At 46.0% G+C, this 15,499-nt stretch carries 22 protein-coding genes; 6 read left to right on the top strand and 16 right to left on the bottom strand.

What is annotated here, in order from left to right; translation table 11 throughout:
• The first annotated feature begins 137 nt into the window (after nt 1–137).
• A complete protein-coding gene (gene ghrB, locus ACMHKJ_RS07965; protein ID WP_413492940.1) occupies nt 138–1,115 on the top strand; it encodes a glyoxylate/hydroxypyruvate reductase GhrB in 978 nt (325 codons plus the stop codon).
• 203 nt (nt 1,116–1,318) lie between these two features.
• On the top strand, nt 1,319–1,726 hold the full coding sequence (locus ACMHKJ_RS07960; RefSeq protein WP_150384782.1) for a hypothetical protein: 408 nt from the start codon (nt 1,319–1,321) through the stop codon (nt 1,724–1,726).
• Between the two features lie 59 nt (nt 1,727–1,785).
• Here the strand turns inward: ACMHKJ_RS07960 and ACMHKJ_RS07955 are convergent, their stop codons facing one another.
• Nucleotides 1,786–2,733: a cation diffusion facilitator family transporter gene (locus ACMHKJ_RS07955; protein ID WP_413492938.1), complete on the bottom strand. Its 948-nt coding sequence runs from the start codon at nt 2,731–2,733 to the stop codon at nt 1,786–1,788.
• 466 nt (nt 2,734–3,199) lie between these two features.
• Here ACMHKJ_RS07955 and ACMHKJ_RS07950 point away from each other — a divergent pair, with 466 nt between their 5' ends.
• Complete coding sequence (locus ACMHKJ_RS07950; protein ID WP_413492936.1) at nt 3,200–3,637, top strand: universal stress protein; 438 nt, start codon at nt 3,200–3,202, stop codon at nt 3,635–3,637.
• Nucleotides 3,638–3,961: 324 nt separating this feature from the next.
• On the opposite strand, the gene ACMHKJ_RS07945 is transcribed toward ACMHKJ_RS07950, so the two are convergent.
• The 3 genes from ACMHKJ_RS07945 to eco form a co-directional block, all read right to left on the bottom strand.
• Nucleotides 3,962–4,417 carry a hypothetical protein gene (locus tag ACMHKJ_RS07945; protein WP_413492934.1) on the bottom strand — a complete coding sequence of 152 codons (456 nt, stop codon included), beginning with the start codon at nt 4,415–4,417 and terminating at the stop codon, nt 3,962–3,964.
• A gap of 35 nt (nt 4,418–4,452) precedes the next feature.
• Complete coding sequence (gene psiE, locus ACMHKJ_RS07940; RefSeq protein WP_150384783.1) at nt 4,453–4,854, bottom strand: phosphate-starvation-inducible protein PsiE; 402 nt, start codon at nt 4,852–4,854, stop codon at nt 4,453–4,455.
• 133 nt (nt 4,855–4,987) lie between these two features.
• Nucleotides 4,988–5,611: a serine protease inhibitor ecotin gene (gene eco, locus ACMHKJ_RS07935; protein WP_413492932.1), complete on the bottom strand. Its 624-nt coding sequence runs from the start codon at nt 5,609–5,611 to the stop codon at nt 4,988–4,990.
• A gap of 335 nt (nt 5,612–5,946) precedes the next feature.
• Here eco and ACMHKJ_RS07930 point away from each other — a divergent pair, with 335 nt between their 5' ends.
• A complete protein-coding gene (locus ACMHKJ_RS07930; protein WP_413483278.1) occupies nt 5,947–6,159 on the top strand; it encodes a DUF465 domain-containing protein in 213 nt (70 codons plus the stop codon).
• Between the two features lie 161 nt (nt 6,160–6,320).
• The gene (locus ACMHKJ_RS07925; RefSeq protein WP_413492930.1) at nt 6,321–6,569 is read left to right on the top strand and encodes a YecH family metal-binding protein; all 249 of its coding nucleotides are present in this window, start codon (nt 6,321–6,323) and stop codon (nt 6,567–6,569) included.
• 81 nt (nt 6,570–6,650) lie between these two features.
• Here ACMHKJ_RS07925 and ACMHKJ_RS07920 read toward each other — a convergent pair whose 3' ends face one another.
• On the bottom strand, nt 6,651–6,899 hold the full coding sequence (locus ACMHKJ_RS07920) for a DinI-like family protein (RefSeq protein ID WP_413492928.1): 249 nt from the start codon (nt 6,897–6,899) through the stop codon (nt 6,651–6,653).
• A gap of 119 nt (nt 6,900–7,018) precedes the next feature.
• On the opposite strand from ACMHKJ_RS07920, the gene ACMHKJ_RS07915 reads away from it, so the two are divergent.
• Entirely contained in the window at nt 7,019–7,366 is a 348-nt protein-coding gene (locus tag ACMHKJ_RS07915) for a nitrous oxide-stimulated promoter family protein (protein WP_413492926.1), read from the top strand.
• A 5-nt stretch (nt 7,367–7,371) separates the two neighbouring features.
• Here the strand turns inward: ACMHKJ_RS07915 and ACMHKJ_RS07910 are convergent, their stop codons facing one another.
• From ACMHKJ_RS07910 to ACMHKJ_RS07860, 11 genes are all read right to left on the bottom strand, one after another.
• Nucleotides 7,372–7,926, bottom strand: a complete 555-nt coding sequence (locus ACMHKJ_RS07910; protein ID WP_413492924.1) for a GNAT family N-acetyltransferase — start codon at nt 7,924–7,926, stop codon at nt 7,372–7,374.
• 128 nt (nt 7,927–8,054) lie between these two features.
• Nucleotides 8,055–8,768, bottom strand: coding sequence for a bactofilin family protein (locus tag ACMHKJ_RS07905; RefSeq protein WP_413492922.1), 714 nt, complete (start codon nt 8,766–8,768; stop codon nt 8,055–8,057).
• Nucleotides 8,769–8,931: 163 nt separating this feature from the next.
• The gene (locus ACMHKJ_RS07900; RefSeq protein ID WP_067360771.1) at nt 8,932–9,123 is read right to left on the bottom strand and encodes a hypothetical protein; all 192 of its coding nucleotides are present in this window, start codon (nt 9,121–9,123) and stop codon (nt 8,932–8,934) included.
• Nucleotides 9,124–9,191: 68 nt separating this feature from the next.
• The gene (locus ACMHKJ_RS07895; protein WP_413492920.1) at nt 9,192–9,815 is read right to left on the bottom strand and encodes an ATP-binding cassette domain-containing protein; all 624 of its coding nucleotides are present in this window, start codon (nt 9,813–9,815) and stop codon (nt 9,192–9,194) included.
• The gene (locus ACMHKJ_RS07890) at nt 9,802–10,590 is read right to left on the bottom strand and encodes an ABC transporter permease (RefSeq protein WP_413493312.1); all 789 of its coding nucleotides are present in this window, start codon (nt 10,588–10,590) and stop codon (nt 9,802–9,804) included. The genes ACMHKJ_RS07895 and ACMHKJ_RS07890 overlap by 14 nt, the downstream gene beginning before the upstream one ends.
• 15 nt (nt 10,591–10,605) lie before the next feature.
• Nucleotides 10,606–11,364 carry a molybdate ABC transporter substrate-binding protein gene (modA, locus tag ACMHKJ_RS07885; protein ID WP_413492918.1) on the bottom strand — a complete coding sequence of 253 codons (759 nt, stop codon included), beginning with the start codon at nt 11,362–11,364 and terminating at the stop codon, nt 10,606–10,608.
• Nucleotides 11,365–11,454: 90 nt separating this feature from the next.
• Nucleotides 11,455–11,853, bottom strand: coding sequence for a hypothetical protein (locus tag ACMHKJ_RS07880; RefSeq protein WP_413492916.1), 399 nt, complete (start codon nt 11,851–11,853; stop codon nt 11,455–11,457).
• A gap of 123 nt (nt 11,854–11,976) precedes the next feature.
• Entirely contained in the window at nt 11,977–12,864 is an 888-nt protein-coding gene (gene sctB, locus ACMHKJ_RS07875) for a type III secretion system translocon subunit SctB (protein WP_413492914.1), read from the bottom strand.
• Nucleotides 12,865–12,921: 57 nt separating this feature from the next.
• Nucleotides 12,922–13,998, bottom strand: coding sequence for a type III secretion system translocon subunit SctE (gene sctE / locus ACMHKJ_RS07870; RefSeq protein ID WP_413492913.1), 1,077 nt, complete (start codon nt 13,996–13,998; stop codon nt 12,922–12,924).
• The gene (locus ACMHKJ_RS07865) at nt 13,982–14,476 is read right to left on the bottom strand and encodes a SycD/LcrH family type III secretion system chaperone (RefSeq protein WP_413492911.1); all 495 of its coding nucleotides are present in this window, start codon (nt 14,474–14,476) and stop codon (nt 13,982–13,984) included. The genes sctE and ACMHKJ_RS07865 overlap by 17 nt, the downstream gene beginning before the upstream one ends.
• A gap of 15 nt (nt 14,477–14,491) precedes the next feature.
• Nucleotides 14,492–15,376 (bottom strand): virulence-associated V antigen, encoded by an 885-nt coding sequence (locus ACMHKJ_RS07860; RefSeq protein WP_413492909.1) that lies wholly within the window; start codon nt 15,374–15,376, stop codon nt 14,492–14,494.
• Between the last annotated feature and the right edge of the window lie 123 nt (nt 15,377–15,499).

Here is a 15,499-nt window from a genome sequence, read left to right as displayed (position 1 = left end):
CAGGCGGCAAGCTCCGCCAACGAACCTGCAGTTTGAAGGAATAAAGGTACAAAACCGGAATTATTTTTAGTATCGTGATAATGATCATACTATCAAAGTCCCGTAACCTTGTGGATAATTTCCCCTGTGAGGTCATAATGAAACCATCCGTCGTTGTTTACCGCGATATTCCTGATGATTTACTCGCCCGTCTGTCTGCTGAATGTGATGTTCACCGTGTCCCGGAGATTGACCCGGATATCAATCCGTCCGTAAAACCACTGCTGGCACAGGCAGATGCTATTCTCGGCTCCGGCGGAAAAATTGATGCCCGCTTCCTGACGATGGCACCCAAGCTGCGCGTGGCATCGACCATCACGGTCGGGTATGACAATTTTGATGTTGCCGCCCTGAGTGAACACAACGTCGTACTGATGCACACTCCGGATGTACTGACCGAAACTGTCGCTGATGCCACGATGGCACTGGTGCTGGCAACTGCGCGGCGGATGATTATCAGCTCAGAGCGGATGAAACGCGGAGAGTGGACACAGAGTATTACGCCGGACTGGTACGGGTGCGATGTTCACCACAAAACTATGGGGATCGTCGGTATGGGCCGCATCGGTGATGCTCTTGCCCGCCGCGCACACTGCGGATTCGGCATGAAGGTTCTCTACAATGCCCGCTCCCGCCATGAAAAAACAGAATGCGCGTATCAGGCACAATACCGGTCATTGGATGCCTTACTGTCAGAATCAGATTTTGTTTGCATCACGCTGCCGCTGACAAAAGAGACGCATCATCTGTTTGGTCGTAAACAATTTGAAAAAATGAAACGCAGCGCCATTCTGGTGAATATCGGACGCGGCGCGGTTATTGATGAAACCGCACTTGCACAGGCGCTGGCGGATAATACGATCCTTGCCGCCGGTCTGGATGTCTTTGAGCAGGAACCGCTCTCCCCTGACTCTCCGCTGCTATCTCTGCCCAATGTGGTACTGATGCCGCATATCGGCTCGGCAACACATGAAACCCGCTATGGAATGGCCGCCTGTGCGGTGGATAATGTGATCCGCGCCCTGAACCTGGATGTCAGCCAAAACTGTGTCAATCCGCAGGCATTGCAACACTAATCAGCTCCTGTTTACACAGCAGATTATCATAACCGGATAATCTGCTGTCTCACCGCACTTTAAACAACTCTCCGGAAATCGCAATTTCCATAATTATCAGATAAATACGATGGTATTTCCCCCTGATATCGTTTGATCTATACACTATATTCCGGGATACGGATATTCAAGAATAGTCACGACAGTGTATTAAAGGTCAGCGTATGAAAAAAATCGGATTACCGCTTCTTTGTATTCCTTTGTTGCTTTTTGGTTTGTTTCTGTTCTTTCATGAGACAGGAAGGATTATTTATCATGAATCAGATACTTACCGCTATTATCTGTATACCGACAGCGGCATTCGTAATGCCCCGCGGATAACGGATAATTATCAGTTTGAGTATATTCCGACGGAAGGGTCTATTTCAGAAATGAGCAGCATTGTGTTCCGTGATGCCGGGGACTCTGCCCCGCTGAAAAATTACCTGAGTAATGCCGGGTATTATCTCTACCGGATCCAGGATCAGGGACGGGATGAAATCTGGCTGTCAGCACAGAATAATAAAGCACTTTATTCTCTGCGCTGGGATAAACAGTCCGGGCTTATCCGCCTTTCCAGCGGATCGCTGTAAAGCACATATAAAAAAGGCGCACGTTCATGTGCGCCTTTGATTGCTTACACAGCAGAATATCAGGTTGTCAGCCCTGCACGGACAGATTGCGCGGGGTCAATGTGCGTCATCACACTCAGAACCTGCGGGTCGCGCCGGATATTCATTTCTGCGGCAATGGCAATCTCATGACCCTCTTTGACAGTCAGATTTTCATCAATTTCAAGATGCACATCCACCAGCAGATAATCGCCGGACTTGCGCGTTTTCAGATCATGGATACCTTCCACGCCGGGCGTCGCCATGACGGATTCGGTAATTTTCGCAATAGTCTCTTCATCTGCGCCGCGATCCATTAAATCCTGGAGTGATTGCAGCGTAAATTTGATCCCCATCCGCAGAATAAACAACCCGACAACTAAAGCTGCTATCGGATCAAGTATCCTGTATCCCAGCAGACTGCCGGTGATACCAATCGCCACCACCAGGGATGAGGCCGCATCGGAGCGGGCATGCCAGGCATTCGCTTCCAGCATATTGGACTTCACTTTGCGCGCCACATATAACATGTAGCGGAACAAGCCCTCTTTTGCCAGCAGTGCCAACAGCGCCACATATAACGCCACTGGATGAACTTCCGGAATTGTTTCCGGTGACATAATGCGCGAACCGGCTGTCCACAGCATACCGCCGCCAACGACCAGCAGCAGCACACCCAGCACCAGCGAGGCGACATTTTCATAGCGGAAATGTCCGTACGGGTGATCGTCATCCGGTGCTTTACGGCTGCCCCGGTTAGCAATCAGTACCACAAAATCCGCAATCAGATCAGACAGGGTATGAATACCATCAGCAATCAGCCCCTGCGAATGAGAAAATACCCCGATAACTATCTGCCAGACAGACAAAATCGCGTTCACCCAAACACTTATCCAGGTACTTTTTTTAGCCGCAGCAAATTTCATGTCCTGATTAATCACAGGGGTTTCAGCTGTGATTTTATCCGCATGTACAGGTGTATTTGACATAATTTAATTCCACATTAATTTTGTGGTTAATAGTTCAGGTAAACTAATTCGATAAATTAATACTATTTTAGTTCAACCGGCGGATTTATGCCGTCCTTCAGAACAAAAATAAAAAAAATCACAGATAACAATGCAATATAAGAATAACGGCACGCCGTTTTTTGTATCATATTTCACGGTAAACAGTATGCCACAGTAATTCAAAACCGTCTCCAATTTTATGATTTCATTTGGTTTTTACAATTGCGAATCATTATTCTTATCGCTTTTAAACACGGTTATTCCGACTGTTCCGCTGATGTATAGTTTCTCTTTTTAATTTATTATTCTTTTATTAAATCTGATTATCCTGAAAATAAACGAGAGTTATTTTCATTTCATAAATTAAATAAGCTGCCGAAATGATCACAACATATCTGTTCATTTTTTGCCATACTGAAAAGGTATTCAATTAACAGGAGGCAATATGTACAACACGATTCTGGTTCCGATTGATATTCTGGAAGATGATCTGACCGATAAAATGCTGCCCCATGTGGAAGCACTGGCAAAAATTGATAATCCGAAAATTCACTTTTTGACCGTGATCCCGAATGTGGAGATGTTTTTTGGTGTGGAATATGCCTCACTGCCGGTCAGTTTGCGTGAGTCCGGCGAGCGTATTGAATTAGCACTTACTGCGTTGCAGGACTTACTGAAAGATATTTCTGTCCCGGCACGTCAGTACACTCTGCACGCCGTCATCGGCTCGGCAAAAAATGAAATTCTGTCTTATGCCAAAGACATTAATGCTGATTTAATTCTGATGGGCTCTCACCGCCCGGATGCAGCAACGTTTCTGCTCGGCTCAACGGCCTCAGGCATTGTCCGTCACGCCAAAACTTCCGTAATGGTTGTCCGGTAAACCCGGATAAATAATCATATACCCAACGTTATTCAAGCTGCAGGCAACGAACCTGCAGTTTGAATGAATAAGGGTATTACCCAACGTCATTCAGGATGCAGGCAGGCGGCAAGGAAAGATAGACGGGGAGCATACATCAGTATGTGACCCGGTTAGCTGAGCGTAGGCAACGAACCTGCAGTTTGAATGAATAAGGGTATTACCCAACGTCATTCAGGATGCAGGCAGGCGGCAAGGGAAGATAGACGGGGAGCATACATCAGTATGTGACCCGGTTAGCTGAGCGTAGGCAACGAACCTGCAGTTTGAATGAATAAGGGTATATCAGGCCTCCGGTAAATCAAAAACATGCTCTGCCAGATAATCCACAACCGTCTCCGGCAGGCAATTTACTGTGGTAATCAATTTATCACCTTTATAAACTGTCACGCCGCCGTCATAACGGCTGCCGATATAACCGGAAAAAATTTGATAATGGTAATCACCATTCATAAAATTAAGTTCATAAGTGCTTGCCGTGCCGGTATCCGTCTCCGCTGCGCGGGTATTTAAATAGTTTGACGTCAGCTGAGCGGGTGCGCGATCTATTGAAATATCCGCACCTTTGCCAATTTTACCAAAGCTATAGTTATAACGTCCGTCCTTGAGTATCACATCAATCACTTTTTTGTCTTTATTCACACAGTGAAAAACCGTGACCGTATGTGAAGCGGCAACGGCAGGCAGCGCCAGACACAATACAGAAAACAGCACGCCCGCAATAACAGAAACTTTATTCATCAGAGAAATCCTTCAGAGGTAAATATAAAAATAACTCAGGCGCGTTTTAACTTATCTGTGTTCGCCAGATATAACGCCACGATCAGCACCAGTATTGATAATGTATGCAGGAATGTTGCCATTGCATCAGTATGATCAACAATAATCAGACGCACCATCGCCGTGATCCCGATGTAAATAAAATAGCGCAGCGGAAAATGATAGCCTGATAAAAAATACTTCACAATCAGTGCAATAAACTCGAAATACAAAAAATATGTCACAATGCTGTCTAATAACAAATACGTCGTTTTTTCCTGTACGGAAAAGACTAATCTCATCAGCGTCAGTGTCTCTTTTCCCATAAAAATAATCAGGAGTACGCCGAGCATCAGCAGTGCAATATTTAATATCCATTGCAAAACAGTGGCAATCTGGCGGGATGGCTGGAATTCCATAATTAATATCTCTGTAAAAATAGCATCAGTAAAACCCACAAACAGTGAGGTATTTAGTGTACGACGAAATCATTACAGAACAGAATAAAAAAACACGGCCGGAGCCGTGTTTCTGAAGAGAAGAATAATACGGTTATTTCGCAGGTGCGTCCGCTAACTGGTTATCCGTGCTCCAGATGCGATATTTAACATCCACATCTTTCGGTGCATAAACCACGACCGGCAAACGGCTGTTGTAACGGACAAAAGCCTCGTCACCCATATTTGCGCTGACAAATGCTTCGCGTTTATCATTGTTCAGGCAGCCCATCATAGTAGACATCGGCCCGGTTAATTCGCCGGTTTCATAATAATCATAACCAAAACCTTCAACCGTTTTTTGTGTCAGGCTGCCACCGAACCACTGGTGATTACAATCCACCATCTGTTTTTTCCCGACCACAAGTTCAATTTTGTACAGCCCTTCATCCGCTTTCGGCTCAACCGCGATCACATGACGAACCTGGCCTGAGGCCGGCTGCGGGAAATTTTTCAGCTCACTCATCCCATTATCTGTTTTCACAAGTTTTAATGGCTCCGCTTTAATCAGGCCGGCTTTTACATCTGTCAGTGGTTGAGCTTTAACTGAATCTTTTGTCAGTGGCTGCGCTTTAACTGAATCTTTTGTCAGTAGTTGCATATCGGTTGTTTTTGCATCTTCAGCATAAGCCCCCGCAGCAGCAAGCATCGCCATAACCGGAAGAATTAATTTTTTCATCAAATAACCACCTTATTTTATAAGTACATTTAATTATGAACTCGTCTCATAATCTTCATACTAACTGATAAGAACATTATAATAAGCATTGGTTCATCCTCAGATGAAAAGACAGATTATTCTTACAATTCATCGCATAATGATGATAAAAAAACCGAAAAACCAGTGCATTAAACCAATGAATATCAATTTTCCCATTGACGACATCAATGTTATTGAAAATCCTATAATGTAAATATGCCATTATGATCACGGTTATAACGACATGTTCCATGCAATTCAGTGCGCGTTTGTTATACTGAAAAGGCTGCATTCCCCGTCAAACAGGAGGTTCTATGCCACTTGATCAACAAGCCCTTATTGCACAGCTTAAAGACTCAAATCCTCGTTTTGCCGCACTGTACCTGAAGCATCACCAGTTGAATGGTGAAATTGCCAAGCTTGAAGGCCCGAATGGCGCAGGATACAACGATAGTGTTGCCCGTCTCAAAAAAGAAAAATTGCATGCTAAAGATGAGATGCAACGTATCCTGGAAGAGTGCCGGTAATTTCACTTCACTGACAGATAACGCCTGTCACAGGCGTTATCTTATGTCCCCGGTTTCACTCTCTGCTTTATACCTGATCTCACAATAAGCTGACCTGACGCAACCTATTACGCCCGAAAAGATGCATAATATTTACATCTTTATAAACAACCGGGGTTATTATGTCTGAGAAACCATCCGTTCATGGTCATGAAGTAATGAATATGATCATCGACAGCGGCAAAAGCTACACCACAGAATCACTGATTGCGGATATCCATGCGGCATTTGGCGCAGAGACCCGCTTTCATACCTGCTCTGCCGACAACATGGATGCAAAAGAACTGGTCAGTTTTCTCGCTGCACGCGGAAAATTCACCAGCAATGAAGAAGGGTTCAGCACGTCAGCGGATAAAATTTGTAACCACTGAGTGGTATGAAAAAATCGCTATCACCTCAGAAAACACAAAAAATGAGGGGATAGCGTTTCCTTTGACAGGAAAAAAGAAGGGTTATTGTGCGTTTTCTTCGCCCATCCAGCTATCGTCTTCCCAGATATTCTGAATGGTATCCATCAGTACCTGTTTTTCATCAGCCGATTTCATACCGGAGATATTGATAGTCGTCTGGCTGCTTTGCCCGATACGAAATTGCATCTCCGGATAGTCCGGCAGGATCAGACGTTTTAACTGCACTTCAAGTGATTGGAGTACATGCTCAGGCACCGCATTCCGTTTATCTAATAAGATTTCAATACGCATGATGTTGCTCCCATGAACTGTATGCATGTACAGTATTTTATTTTGAAATAAAAAGAAAGCTAATTTTAAGCATATTATTAAAATTTATTATTTCGTTGCTGCGTAAAAGAGGAAAAACGATGTCCGGAAAACGTATTTCGCGGGAGATAGAGACAGTTACCCGCATGGTCGCGCTTTATGAGCGCAGACATCCAGCACCGGCAGACGCGCCGGAGTATTACAGTGAACTGCTGATTTATGCAACGAAACGTCTGGAAAAATGCCGCTACGGGGAAGATAAACCCGCCTGTAAACAGTGCCCGGTTCACTGTTATCAACCCAAACCACGGGAAGAAATGAAAGTGATTATGCGCTGGGCAGGACCCAGGATGCTGTGGCATCACCCGATCCTGGCTATCCGGCATCTTATTGATGATAAAAAACCGGTTCCGCCCCTGCCGCCCCGCATCAGGACGCCCCGCGACTGATATCATCAAGCCTGCTGTGCGCGGTAATCTGCCTGTGAGATCTTATACAGCACATGCGTTTGCAGCGGATGCCCTTCTGACAATGCCGGATGAACAAAATCCCGCTCATAATGCATACCAACTTTTTCCATCACCCGGGCTGAAGGGCGGTTGACACTTGCGGTAAATGCCACAATCTCCGGCATATCAAGCTCAGTGAAGGCATGATGCAAAACCGCTTTTGCAGCTTGTGTTGCATATCCTTTGCCATGAAATGGCTTTGCCAGGCGCCAGCCAATCTCCGTACACGGGCTGAAATCAAACTGTAACTTCGGGATATTCAGACCGGTGAACCCGGTAAACGCCCCGCTGCTCTTTTCTTCAACTGCCCATAATCCGAACGTATTCTGTTTCTCAAAACGGCGGATAATTTCATCTGCCAGCGCATCACTTTCTGCGCCGCTCAGACAGGCAGGAAAAAATCGCATCACATCCGTGTCACTATTCAGTGCACGGAACGGCGCATAGTCTTCCGGTTTCCACGGACGCAGGCGCAAATCAGGTGTATCAAGAATAATCATGGTTTCCTCCGGTAATGGTGTAAGTGAAACCTACCGGAGAAGTATACCCGTCATACATCAGGATGCACGGGTGTTGACTGCATCCTGAATGACGTTGGGTATAGTCAATTAATGCACAATTGACCTGATTAAACGTTTTTAAAGACAGACGGCACTTTTTGCGGCTCTTTGCCTTTAGCGGCAGAGGGCTGCTGAGATGATGATTTCTGTGGCTCAGGTGCTTTTGTCTGCTGCGGTTCCTGCTTCAGATCCTGTACCGGTTCAGATACCGGCTGCACTTTTAGTGGTTCAGAACGGGACACCTGTGGCGCGGCTGTCGTTTTACTTTCCGCAGGAGCAACATAGGGCTCGGATTGACCGATAAAAATCCCGCCTTTGCGGATAGAGAAATTAGATGCGCGGCAGATACCGTTCAGCTCTCCGTGCTCCAGGATCTCCAGTTGCTCCACACTACAGGTACCGCTCAATACGCCGTCAATCAGCAGTGTTTCTGCAATGATATCGCCATCCACCACACCGGACTGCATAATACTGACGGTTCCTGAACGGGCTTTAATCTGGCCTTTAATTTTGCCCCAGATTTGCAGGTTACCGCTCAGATCGATATCCCCTGTCAGGCGGGTTTCCTTGCTGATAACTGTTGGCTGGCGGGACTCAAGGGAAGCCAGCGGACGCGACTGTTTTTCATCACCACGGACTGACAGTAACTGAGAAATTTCATTTGCCTGGGCATTAATTTCCGCCGCTTTTTTCTCTTCAGCTTCTTTGGTTTTCTGTACGGGGACGGCTACAGCAGCCTGCTCATCCGCCTGAATTTCAGCTTGTTTTTTCTTTCCGAACATGGATTGTTTCCTTTTCCTCTTCGAGATAACCATAATGAAACAGATAACTGCGACGATACCAATTAAATACACAGGCCACAATTTGTGCCCGGTCATCGCCGCGTACAATAACAATCCCCATAAAAACCACAAGGACGTCAGTAAAATATTGAGCATGGCAGACCTATAGTGATGGCATTCCTGCTTTTTGGGAAATACGGTCATTATTGTAAACAGGTGCCGCTCCGGTAAAGACCGGATTAAGACGAGTATCGGTATGTAATTGAGGAAATAAGGAAGAGACAGCGGCGACAACATATAGATACACTCCGGTATCCGGTGACAGCATCCCTTCAATATAATCCGTCACCGCCATCTCTGTAACCTACCTTACTGAAGATGACGGGACAAAAATATCACTATTACGTCCGAATTTTATCTCTCTCAACCTATTGTCGTCGTTCGGATTTTTCCGTCTTCTATTTGTACACAGTATTCTGCCAGCGCGTCCGACTCTTTAGGTTCATGTGTAACCAAAACAATCGTTGCCCCATCATTTTTCAGCATATTAATCTGTGACCATAACTGTCTGCGGGTTGCCCAGTCCAGCCCGGAGAAAGGTTCATCCAGTAAAAGGAGTGACGGAGAGGAAATAAGCGCCCGCGCCAGTGCCACTCTTTGCTGCTCTCCGCCGGAAATCTGATGCGGATAACGGGCAGCCAGATGCGCCACGCCCATTTTGTTCAGCAACGCATGTGCCCGCTCTTTATCCCGGCGCAATCCGGCCGCATACTGTGCCAGACGCAGGTTGTTCAGTACCGTCAGCCAGGGAAACAACCAGAGCCGCTGATTCAGATAGCGACAAGGACGCTTCCAGACCGGCAGAGTATCCAGCCGCGTGTCGCCCAGACGGATAACACCCTGACAGGATTGGTAGCCCGCAATGCAGTTCAGTAAGGTTGTTTTACCACTGCCGGACGGACCACAAACCGCACTGCACTGCCCCTGCGGCAGCGTCAGCGAGATATCCTGCAGTATCCCCGCTCTCAGGTTTTCAATATGCAACATGAGATACCTGCCTTTTCAGACGGTGCAGCGCAAACAACAGAACAATCGCCAGCGCCATCAAGATAAGCGCACAACCCAGCGCGAGAGAAAAATCACCGCTGGCAATATTGAGATAAACCGCCATCGGCAGGGTTTCTGTTTTAAACCGGGTGGCACCCGCCAGCATCAGTGTTGCCCCGAATTCGCCGAGCGCGCGGGAGTATGCGAGGATACCGCCGCTGAGCAGACTTTGCAGACACAACGGGATTTCCACCAGAAATAAGGTTTTACCGGGCGTCAGCCCCAGATTCATCGCCGTGCGGACATACGCAGGCTCCACCAATGAAAATGCGCCCTGTGCCGCGCGGTAGAGTACGGCGCAGGCAACATAGGTTTGCGCAATAATCACACCAACCGGTGAAAACAGCCAGCGACTGAGTTGCGGGAAAAGACAGGAGAATGGTCCCTGATTGCCCAGCAGCAGTAATAATCCGATACCGATCACCAGCGGTGGTGTTACCAGCGGAATATCAAGCAGTGTATCGGCTATCCGTTTGCCCGGAAAATTCCCCCGCACCATCACCCAGGCCGCCGGAACTGCAATCAGAAATGCCAGCATTAGTGACGTTAAGGATGTCGCCAGTGACATCATCACCGCAAAGTGAAATTCCGGCTCAGTAAATAGCTGTCCTAATAATGATGGCGTTACCTGAAACAACAATGCCATCAGTGACCCGGCAATCAGAGTCAGCAGTAACAGCAGAGGCAGCAGTGCCCACTTCATCGCCGTATACATCATGATCCGCAGACGTTAGTGAGCTTCAGCCGGGTGAACCGGCAGGAAACCATAGTCCGTAAATACTTTAATGCCTTCCGGTGAACTGAAACAGGCAGCAAGATGTTTTGCTTCTTCAGGTGCGGCACTGGTACTGAGCACAGCCAGTGTAGCCACCTCTTCGGGAGCCCCTTCCGGCGATGGCAGGATCAGTAATTTATCCTGATTTTTCATGGCATCAGCCCGTCCGATAACCGCCGCATCCACTTCACCATTGAGCAGATACATGGAAAGATGTTTAATTGTCGCCGCGCGGACGATGACTTTGTCGCGCAACACATCACCATAACCACTCGCATCCAGCAGTAATTCACCACTGCGCCCAAGCGCAATCGCTTTCGGGTCACCCATACCGATACGCAGATTACTGGCCGCCAGGTCCGCTACGGTTGTAATTCCGTCCGCTTTATCCCTGCGTACGGCAATAACCGGAATATGTCGGACAATCGGATGGCTTTCCGTCACCAGATCCTCTTTTTGCAGTTTTTCCACATAGTCAGCCGATCCCGGGAAGAAAAGATCGCCCTGCTTTGTCAGTTCAAACCGGGTCAGAATTTGCCCGGAACCGCCGTATTCCACGGATACATTATTGCCGGTCTCTTTTTCAAATTTATCAATGACTTTTTCTATCGGCGAACGAAGACCGGCTCCGGCATACATGTGTAATTGTGCGGACATTGCAGCCGGAACAGAGCAACAGAGTAATAATGCAAACAGCATCAGACCACGTGACATAGAAATTCCACCTAACCGTTATATATTTTTTTATATAATGATTAAAACAGGCTATATAAGCAAGGGATAAAACGCACAAAAACAGAGTGCTTATTCCGGAACACGGTTCAGCGTTATATTAACGGCATTTCCGGGAACAACATGCTGCTCCTGCTCCGCCTCAACCACAGAATGATCCGCCCGCAGTAATTGCACATTTATTTTGAGCGGCTGATCCTTTTGTGTGAAATACGGCAATTCAAAATCAAAATAATAAGGTAAAACAGAGACCTCAGCACGTTGCTGTATAACAGGTGCTTCTCCCGTTTTTTTTGCACCAGACACCGTCAGTACCAGTGTCTGCTGTTCATAACGAAAGTCCCGCAGCTCTACATGCCCGATGAGCCGCACAGGGGTAGCCGGACTGACCGCCACACATCCTGTCAACGCTATCACTGATAAAACTATCATTGATAAAATAGTCACCGGCAAAAAAAAATAACGTTTCATCGTAACCTCTCAGAAAAAGAGAATTAATTGTATAAAACGTTCGTTTCCCGGACTTATAATTAACGTCGTAAAAATAGCAAAAGGACGCAATTGCGCCCCCTGTATTAAAAATTGTGATTATATTTATGCTCTTGCAGGAACTTGTAAAAAGTCCTTTGCCTGAACGGCATTGTCTTTTACTTTATCCAGCACCGCTTCTGATTTTTTAATGATGTCATCCAGCTCAGAAAGAGAATCACCTTTATTTTTCGTCGTATTATCCGTCGTTTCTGTTTCTTTTTTATTCTGAGTGATCAAATTGTCATTAATAAAACCGGAGGTCCCCTGCATCAGGCTGAGAGCCAGGTCTGTCCACGCTTTGCGGGTTTCCGAACCTGCCTGTAATTCACTTAATGCGCTCTGCTGAGACACCAAAGATACTTTCAGCTCTGACAACTGACTTTCCAGCGCAGTTTTGTTTTCTGCGGTCAGATCCGGGTTTTTCAGTGCATCTGTCGTTTTGGTAATATCCCCCTGAGTTTTATCAATGCCGCTTTTCAGTGTATTTTCCTGCTGCGCTGCTGCGTGATCCTGATATGCAGTCACACTGCTCAGTATCATTGTACCCAAAGACAGTGCGCCGGAAATAACGGAGAATGCAATCTGCCAGTTTGAACTCAGATTCAGTTCAGAGGCAGACGCTTTCAGATTATCTGCTGACGCGGCATTTTTCAGCTCATTCAGTTTGCCACTTATCTGATCTTTCGCGTCCTTTATACTGCTGAGCAGTGATTGTAAATCAGCCAGTGATGATGAAACTTTATCCAGCATACCGCTGTCTTTCCCGTCTGCGGATGTTTTCGGTGGCGTAATAGTGATATCCCCCTGAGCCACATCATTTTTCACAGGTGAATGCCCCATTTCCACCGATGTTTTCACACCGGACTCTGTTGCTTTCACCGGTTTACTTTCCGGCTGCTGAATATCATTCATTGTAATTACAGCCGTTTTCGGTCCATGAATTGCGTCCATATTTATTTCCCTATTTTATAAATTAATGTATTGATTTTAATATGATTACGTTCTTACTTACTTTTCTGTCGCAGCCGTTGCGACCAGCCGGGCGATATCCGCTTTTTCCTGAGAAAAACGGGATAACTCCGCCATCGCATCCTGGTATTGCGAGATCATTTTGCCAAACTCGTTCTGAAGTTTTTCCATTGCCTGCTGTAGCAACACCATCTGACCTTTTGTTTCCTGAGAGCCTGCAATTTCCTTATTGCCCATATTCGCCAGGACAGATGCCGTCGTGCCTGAAATTACCGCACCGGCATCCAGAACGGAGCCGGAAACAGATAACCCGGTCTGCGCCAGCATCTGCCCGGCATGAACACCTTCCTGCGCAACAGCACTGACAGCTCCGCCGCCGAACGTGACAACACAGGTTGCAATCCCCACTGCGACCTGCAACCCGGCCATCGCGGGTCCCAGATACTTCATTGTGTCATCATCAATCATCCCGGCTTCTGCCATCTCATTGATAATCTGTGAAGATGCGCTGGTTACCGCACTGGCTATCATCATGGCACCGGCGAGCGCCCCCACACCGGTTGCCACTAAAACCGCGCCCGCGATGGCAGAAACAGCCGTGCTCAGCCAACCGAATATTTTATTTGCTGTCCGCGAACGTTCTGCTTCCTCAAAACGGCTTTCTGCTTCTTTGAGCTGTTCGTGGTTTTCGGCAATTTTCCGGGTATTTTCTTCCCGGGCCTGCCGGATCTGACTGACTTTCATCTCTTTCATGTCAGATTTTATCTGTGTCAGCAGCAGCGCCAGCTCTGTTTCAAAGTTTCCTTTCGCCAATGCTTTTTCAATCGTGTCCCTGCTGGTGATCAGCGCCTGCCAACTGCTGTGTGCGCCTTTATCAACAATATTATTGGCTTTATCCGCAATATCCTCAGTGTTATCCGGCAATACAACATCCGGTTTATCAAGCGGAATTAGCGCTTTTTTTATCTCTTGATCCCCCGTCTCCCGCGGTACAAGCAATGGCTCAACCGGTGTTTTTCCGCTCTGTTGCACAGAAGATGGCGCAATCCCGGTGACAGGATCGGTTTCTGCCGGAAAAGTGACTCTTACCCCCGGAAAATCAGTGACATTTTGCATTTCCTGCCTCCGCCTGTGCTGTGGCCGCTGCCAGCATCACTCCGGCCTTTTCTGCCAGTGATTCATAACCGGACTGTGTTTTTGCCAGTAACTGCGCACCTGCAAATGCCTGTTTTGCGGTACTGAACTCTTTCATATGAAGTAAGCACTCACCTGCATGGAACGGAAAACGCGGATCTGACGGTGACATCAGCGATGCATAGCTATACGTTTCCAGCGCCGGGTGATAAAGTTCCTGATGCTGACGGCAGGCACCTAATGCGAGAAAAAACCGGGTATCATAATGATTAAGAATACACAGCACCTGAAATAAGCTTTCGGCATCCTGATATTTACCTGATTCATAAAAATCATATGCAACGGCATATATTTTTTCCAATTCAGCTTCAGAGATATTTTTCAGCATGGCTAATGAACCGCCTTCAGCAATAAATTTATTCAGCTCTGTTTCTACTGCATGATTACCAGCAACATCCATGTCATTTTCCTTTAATTATAGAGATCTTGATAAATCCTGAAGTAACGTGTCAAGTTTTTGAATAAAACGGGTTAACGCTTCAATTGATGAGTTATATATATTACTGGCTTCATTCAATTGTGTGCTTTTTTCATTAACCAGATCATTAAGCGGACGGGTAATATCACCAACCATACTGGCAAAATGCCCTAATTTATTATTGTTTTTATCATAGGAATATGTGTTATCAAGCCCTGTCATTGCAGGTGATGATTTCTTATCACTCTGTAAAAAATATTTTATTGACAATACATCTCCGGACATTGTTTCTTTACCCACAATTTTATCCAAAAATACTTTTTCTTTTGAAGGCGGCGGCCCATTAAATTCTTTTGCTGTCATACCATACAATGATGGGTCCAGAAGATTCTGCCCACTATTATCAATAGCGATTTCCTGTTTGGATGATGACATCGCCTTATTAATATGAGACTGAATAATACTGAATATTTTTAATTCAATAGCCAATTCATGAAGCTGTTCTTTAATATTGTCACGTATTTCCCGCGTGCTATCCACACTGTTATTCATACCGGACAGAATATCATCGGCGATACTGCTTCTCTGACCGCCCAAACTTACCACCATCAGCAGTGACTTCATATCTATCGAATCACCTACTGTCGGAAGAATGCTGTTAATGTTTTTATCCAGCTGAGTTTTATCAATAGTAATATTATTTTTATGACAAAATCGTTCAATAATAAGGTCAGGTGAAATCTGTTTACACTCATCACTCCGCAATTTTATACCATATTTATCAAGCAAACCGGAAACCAGTTTATAATTTCCAAAATCAAATGAATCATTATTACCAGTAATATTAAAATTTAATTTATTAATACTTGCAATGCTATCCATTGCGCCACCTTATTTATCGGATGAATTTGTTTTTTTCAGGTATAAATCCACAATGGTCTGAGGAATAGCCAATCGCACTAACAGCCGGGTGTATTGCTCATAATAACTCTCATATTCCCTGAG

The organism is Morganella psychrotolerans, from assembly GCF_965118875.1.
GTDB lineage: Bacteria > Pseudomonadota > Gammaproteobacteria > Enterobacterales > Enterobacteriaceae > Morganella > Morganella psychrotolerans_C.
This window is presented reverse-complemented; position numbering and strand designations above follow the sequence as displayed.

What these genes read in the sequence shown, in the direction of transcription:
- ghrB (WP_413492940.1), top strand. Translation starts at nt 138, where the DNA reads ATGAAACCATCCGTCGTTGTTTACCGCGATATTCCTGATGATTTACTC.
- ACMHKJ_RS07960 (WP_150384782.1), top strand. Translation starts at nt 1,319, where the DNA reads ATGAAAAAAATCGGATTACCGCTTCTTTGTATTCCTTTGTTGCTTTTT.
- ACMHKJ_RS07955 (WP_413492938.1), bottom strand. Translation starts at nt 2,733, where the DNA reads ATGTCAAATACACCTGTACATGCGGATAAAATCACAGCTGAAACCCCT.
- ACMHKJ_RS07950 (WP_413492936.1), top strand. Translation starts at nt 3,200, where the DNA reads ATGTACAACACGATTCTGGTTCCGATTGATATTCTGGAAGATGATCTG.
- ACMHKJ_RS07945 (WP_413492934.1), bottom strand. Translation starts at nt 4,417, where the DNA reads ATGAATAAAGTTTCTGTTATTGCGGGCGTGCTGTTTTCTGTATTGTGT.
- psiE (WP_150384783.1), bottom strand. Translation starts at nt 4,854, where the DNA reads ATGGAATTCCAGCCATCCCGCCAGATTGCCACTGTTTTGCAATGGATA.
- eco (WP_413492932.1), bottom strand. Translation starts at nt 5,611, where the DNA reads ATGAAAAAATTAATTCTTCCGGTTATGGCGATGCTTGCTGCTGCGGGG.
- ACMHKJ_RS07930 (WP_413483278.1), top strand. Translation starts at nt 5,947, where the DNA reads ATGCCACTTGATCAACAAGCCCTTATTGCACAGCTTAAAGACTCAAAT.
- ACMHKJ_RS07925 (WP_413492930.1), top strand. Translation starts at nt 6,321, where the DNA reads ATGTCTGAGAAACCATCCGTTCATGGTCATGAAGTAATGAATATGATC.
- ACMHKJ_RS07920 (WP_413492928.1), bottom strand. Translation starts at nt 6,899, where the DNA reads ATGCGTATTGAAATCTTATTAGATAAACGGAATGCGGTGCCTGAGCAT.
- ACMHKJ_RS07915 (WP_413492926.1), top strand. Translation starts at nt 7,019, where the DNA reads ATGTCCGGAAAACGTATTTCGCGGGAGATAGAGACAGTTACCCGCATG.
- ACMHKJ_RS07910 (WP_413492924.1), bottom strand. Translation starts at nt 7,926, where the DNA reads ATGATTATTCTTGATACACCTGATTTGCGCCTGCGTCCGTGGAAACCG.
- ACMHKJ_RS07905 (WP_413492922.1), bottom strand. Translation starts at nt 8,768, where the DNA reads ATGTTCGGAAAGAAAAAACAAGCTGAAATTCAGGCGGATGAGCAGGCT.
- ACMHKJ_RS07900 (WP_067360771.1), bottom strand. Translation starts at nt 9,123, where the DNA reads ATGGCGGTGACGGATTATATTGAAGGGATGCTGTCACCGGATACCGGA.
- ACMHKJ_RS07895 (WP_413492920.1), bottom strand. Translation starts at nt 9,815, where the DNA reads ATGTTGCATATTGAAAACCTGAGAGCGGGGATACTGCAGGATATCTCG.
- ACMHKJ_RS07890 (WP_413493312.1), bottom strand. Translation starts at nt 10,590, where the DNA reads ATGTATACGGCGATGAAGTGGGCACTGCTGCCTCTGCTGTTACTGCTG.
- modA (WP_413492918.1), bottom strand. Translation starts at nt 11,364, where the DNA reads ATGTCACGTGGTCTGATGCTGTTTGCATTATTACTCTGTTGCTCTGTT.
- ACMHKJ_RS07880 (WP_413492916.1), bottom strand. Translation starts at nt 11,853, where the DNA reads ATGAAACGTTATTTTTTTTTGCCGGTGACTATTTTATCAATGATAGTT.
- sctB (WP_413492914.1), bottom strand. Translation starts at nt 12,864, where the DNA reads ATGGACGCAATTCATGGACCGAAAACGGCTGTAATTACAATGAATGAT.
- sctE (WP_413492913.1), bottom strand. Translation starts at nt 13,998, where the DNA reads ATGCAAAATGTCACTGATTTTCCGGGGGTAAGAGTCACTTTTCCGGCA.
- ACMHKJ_RS07865 (WP_413492911.1), bottom strand. Translation starts at nt 14,476, where the DNA reads ATGGATGTTGCTGGTAATCATGCAGTAGAAACAGAGCTGAATAAATTT.
- ACMHKJ_RS07860 (WP_413492909.1), bottom strand. Translation starts at nt 15,376, where the DNA reads ATGGATAGCATTGCAAGTATTAATAAATTAAATTTTAATATTACTGGT.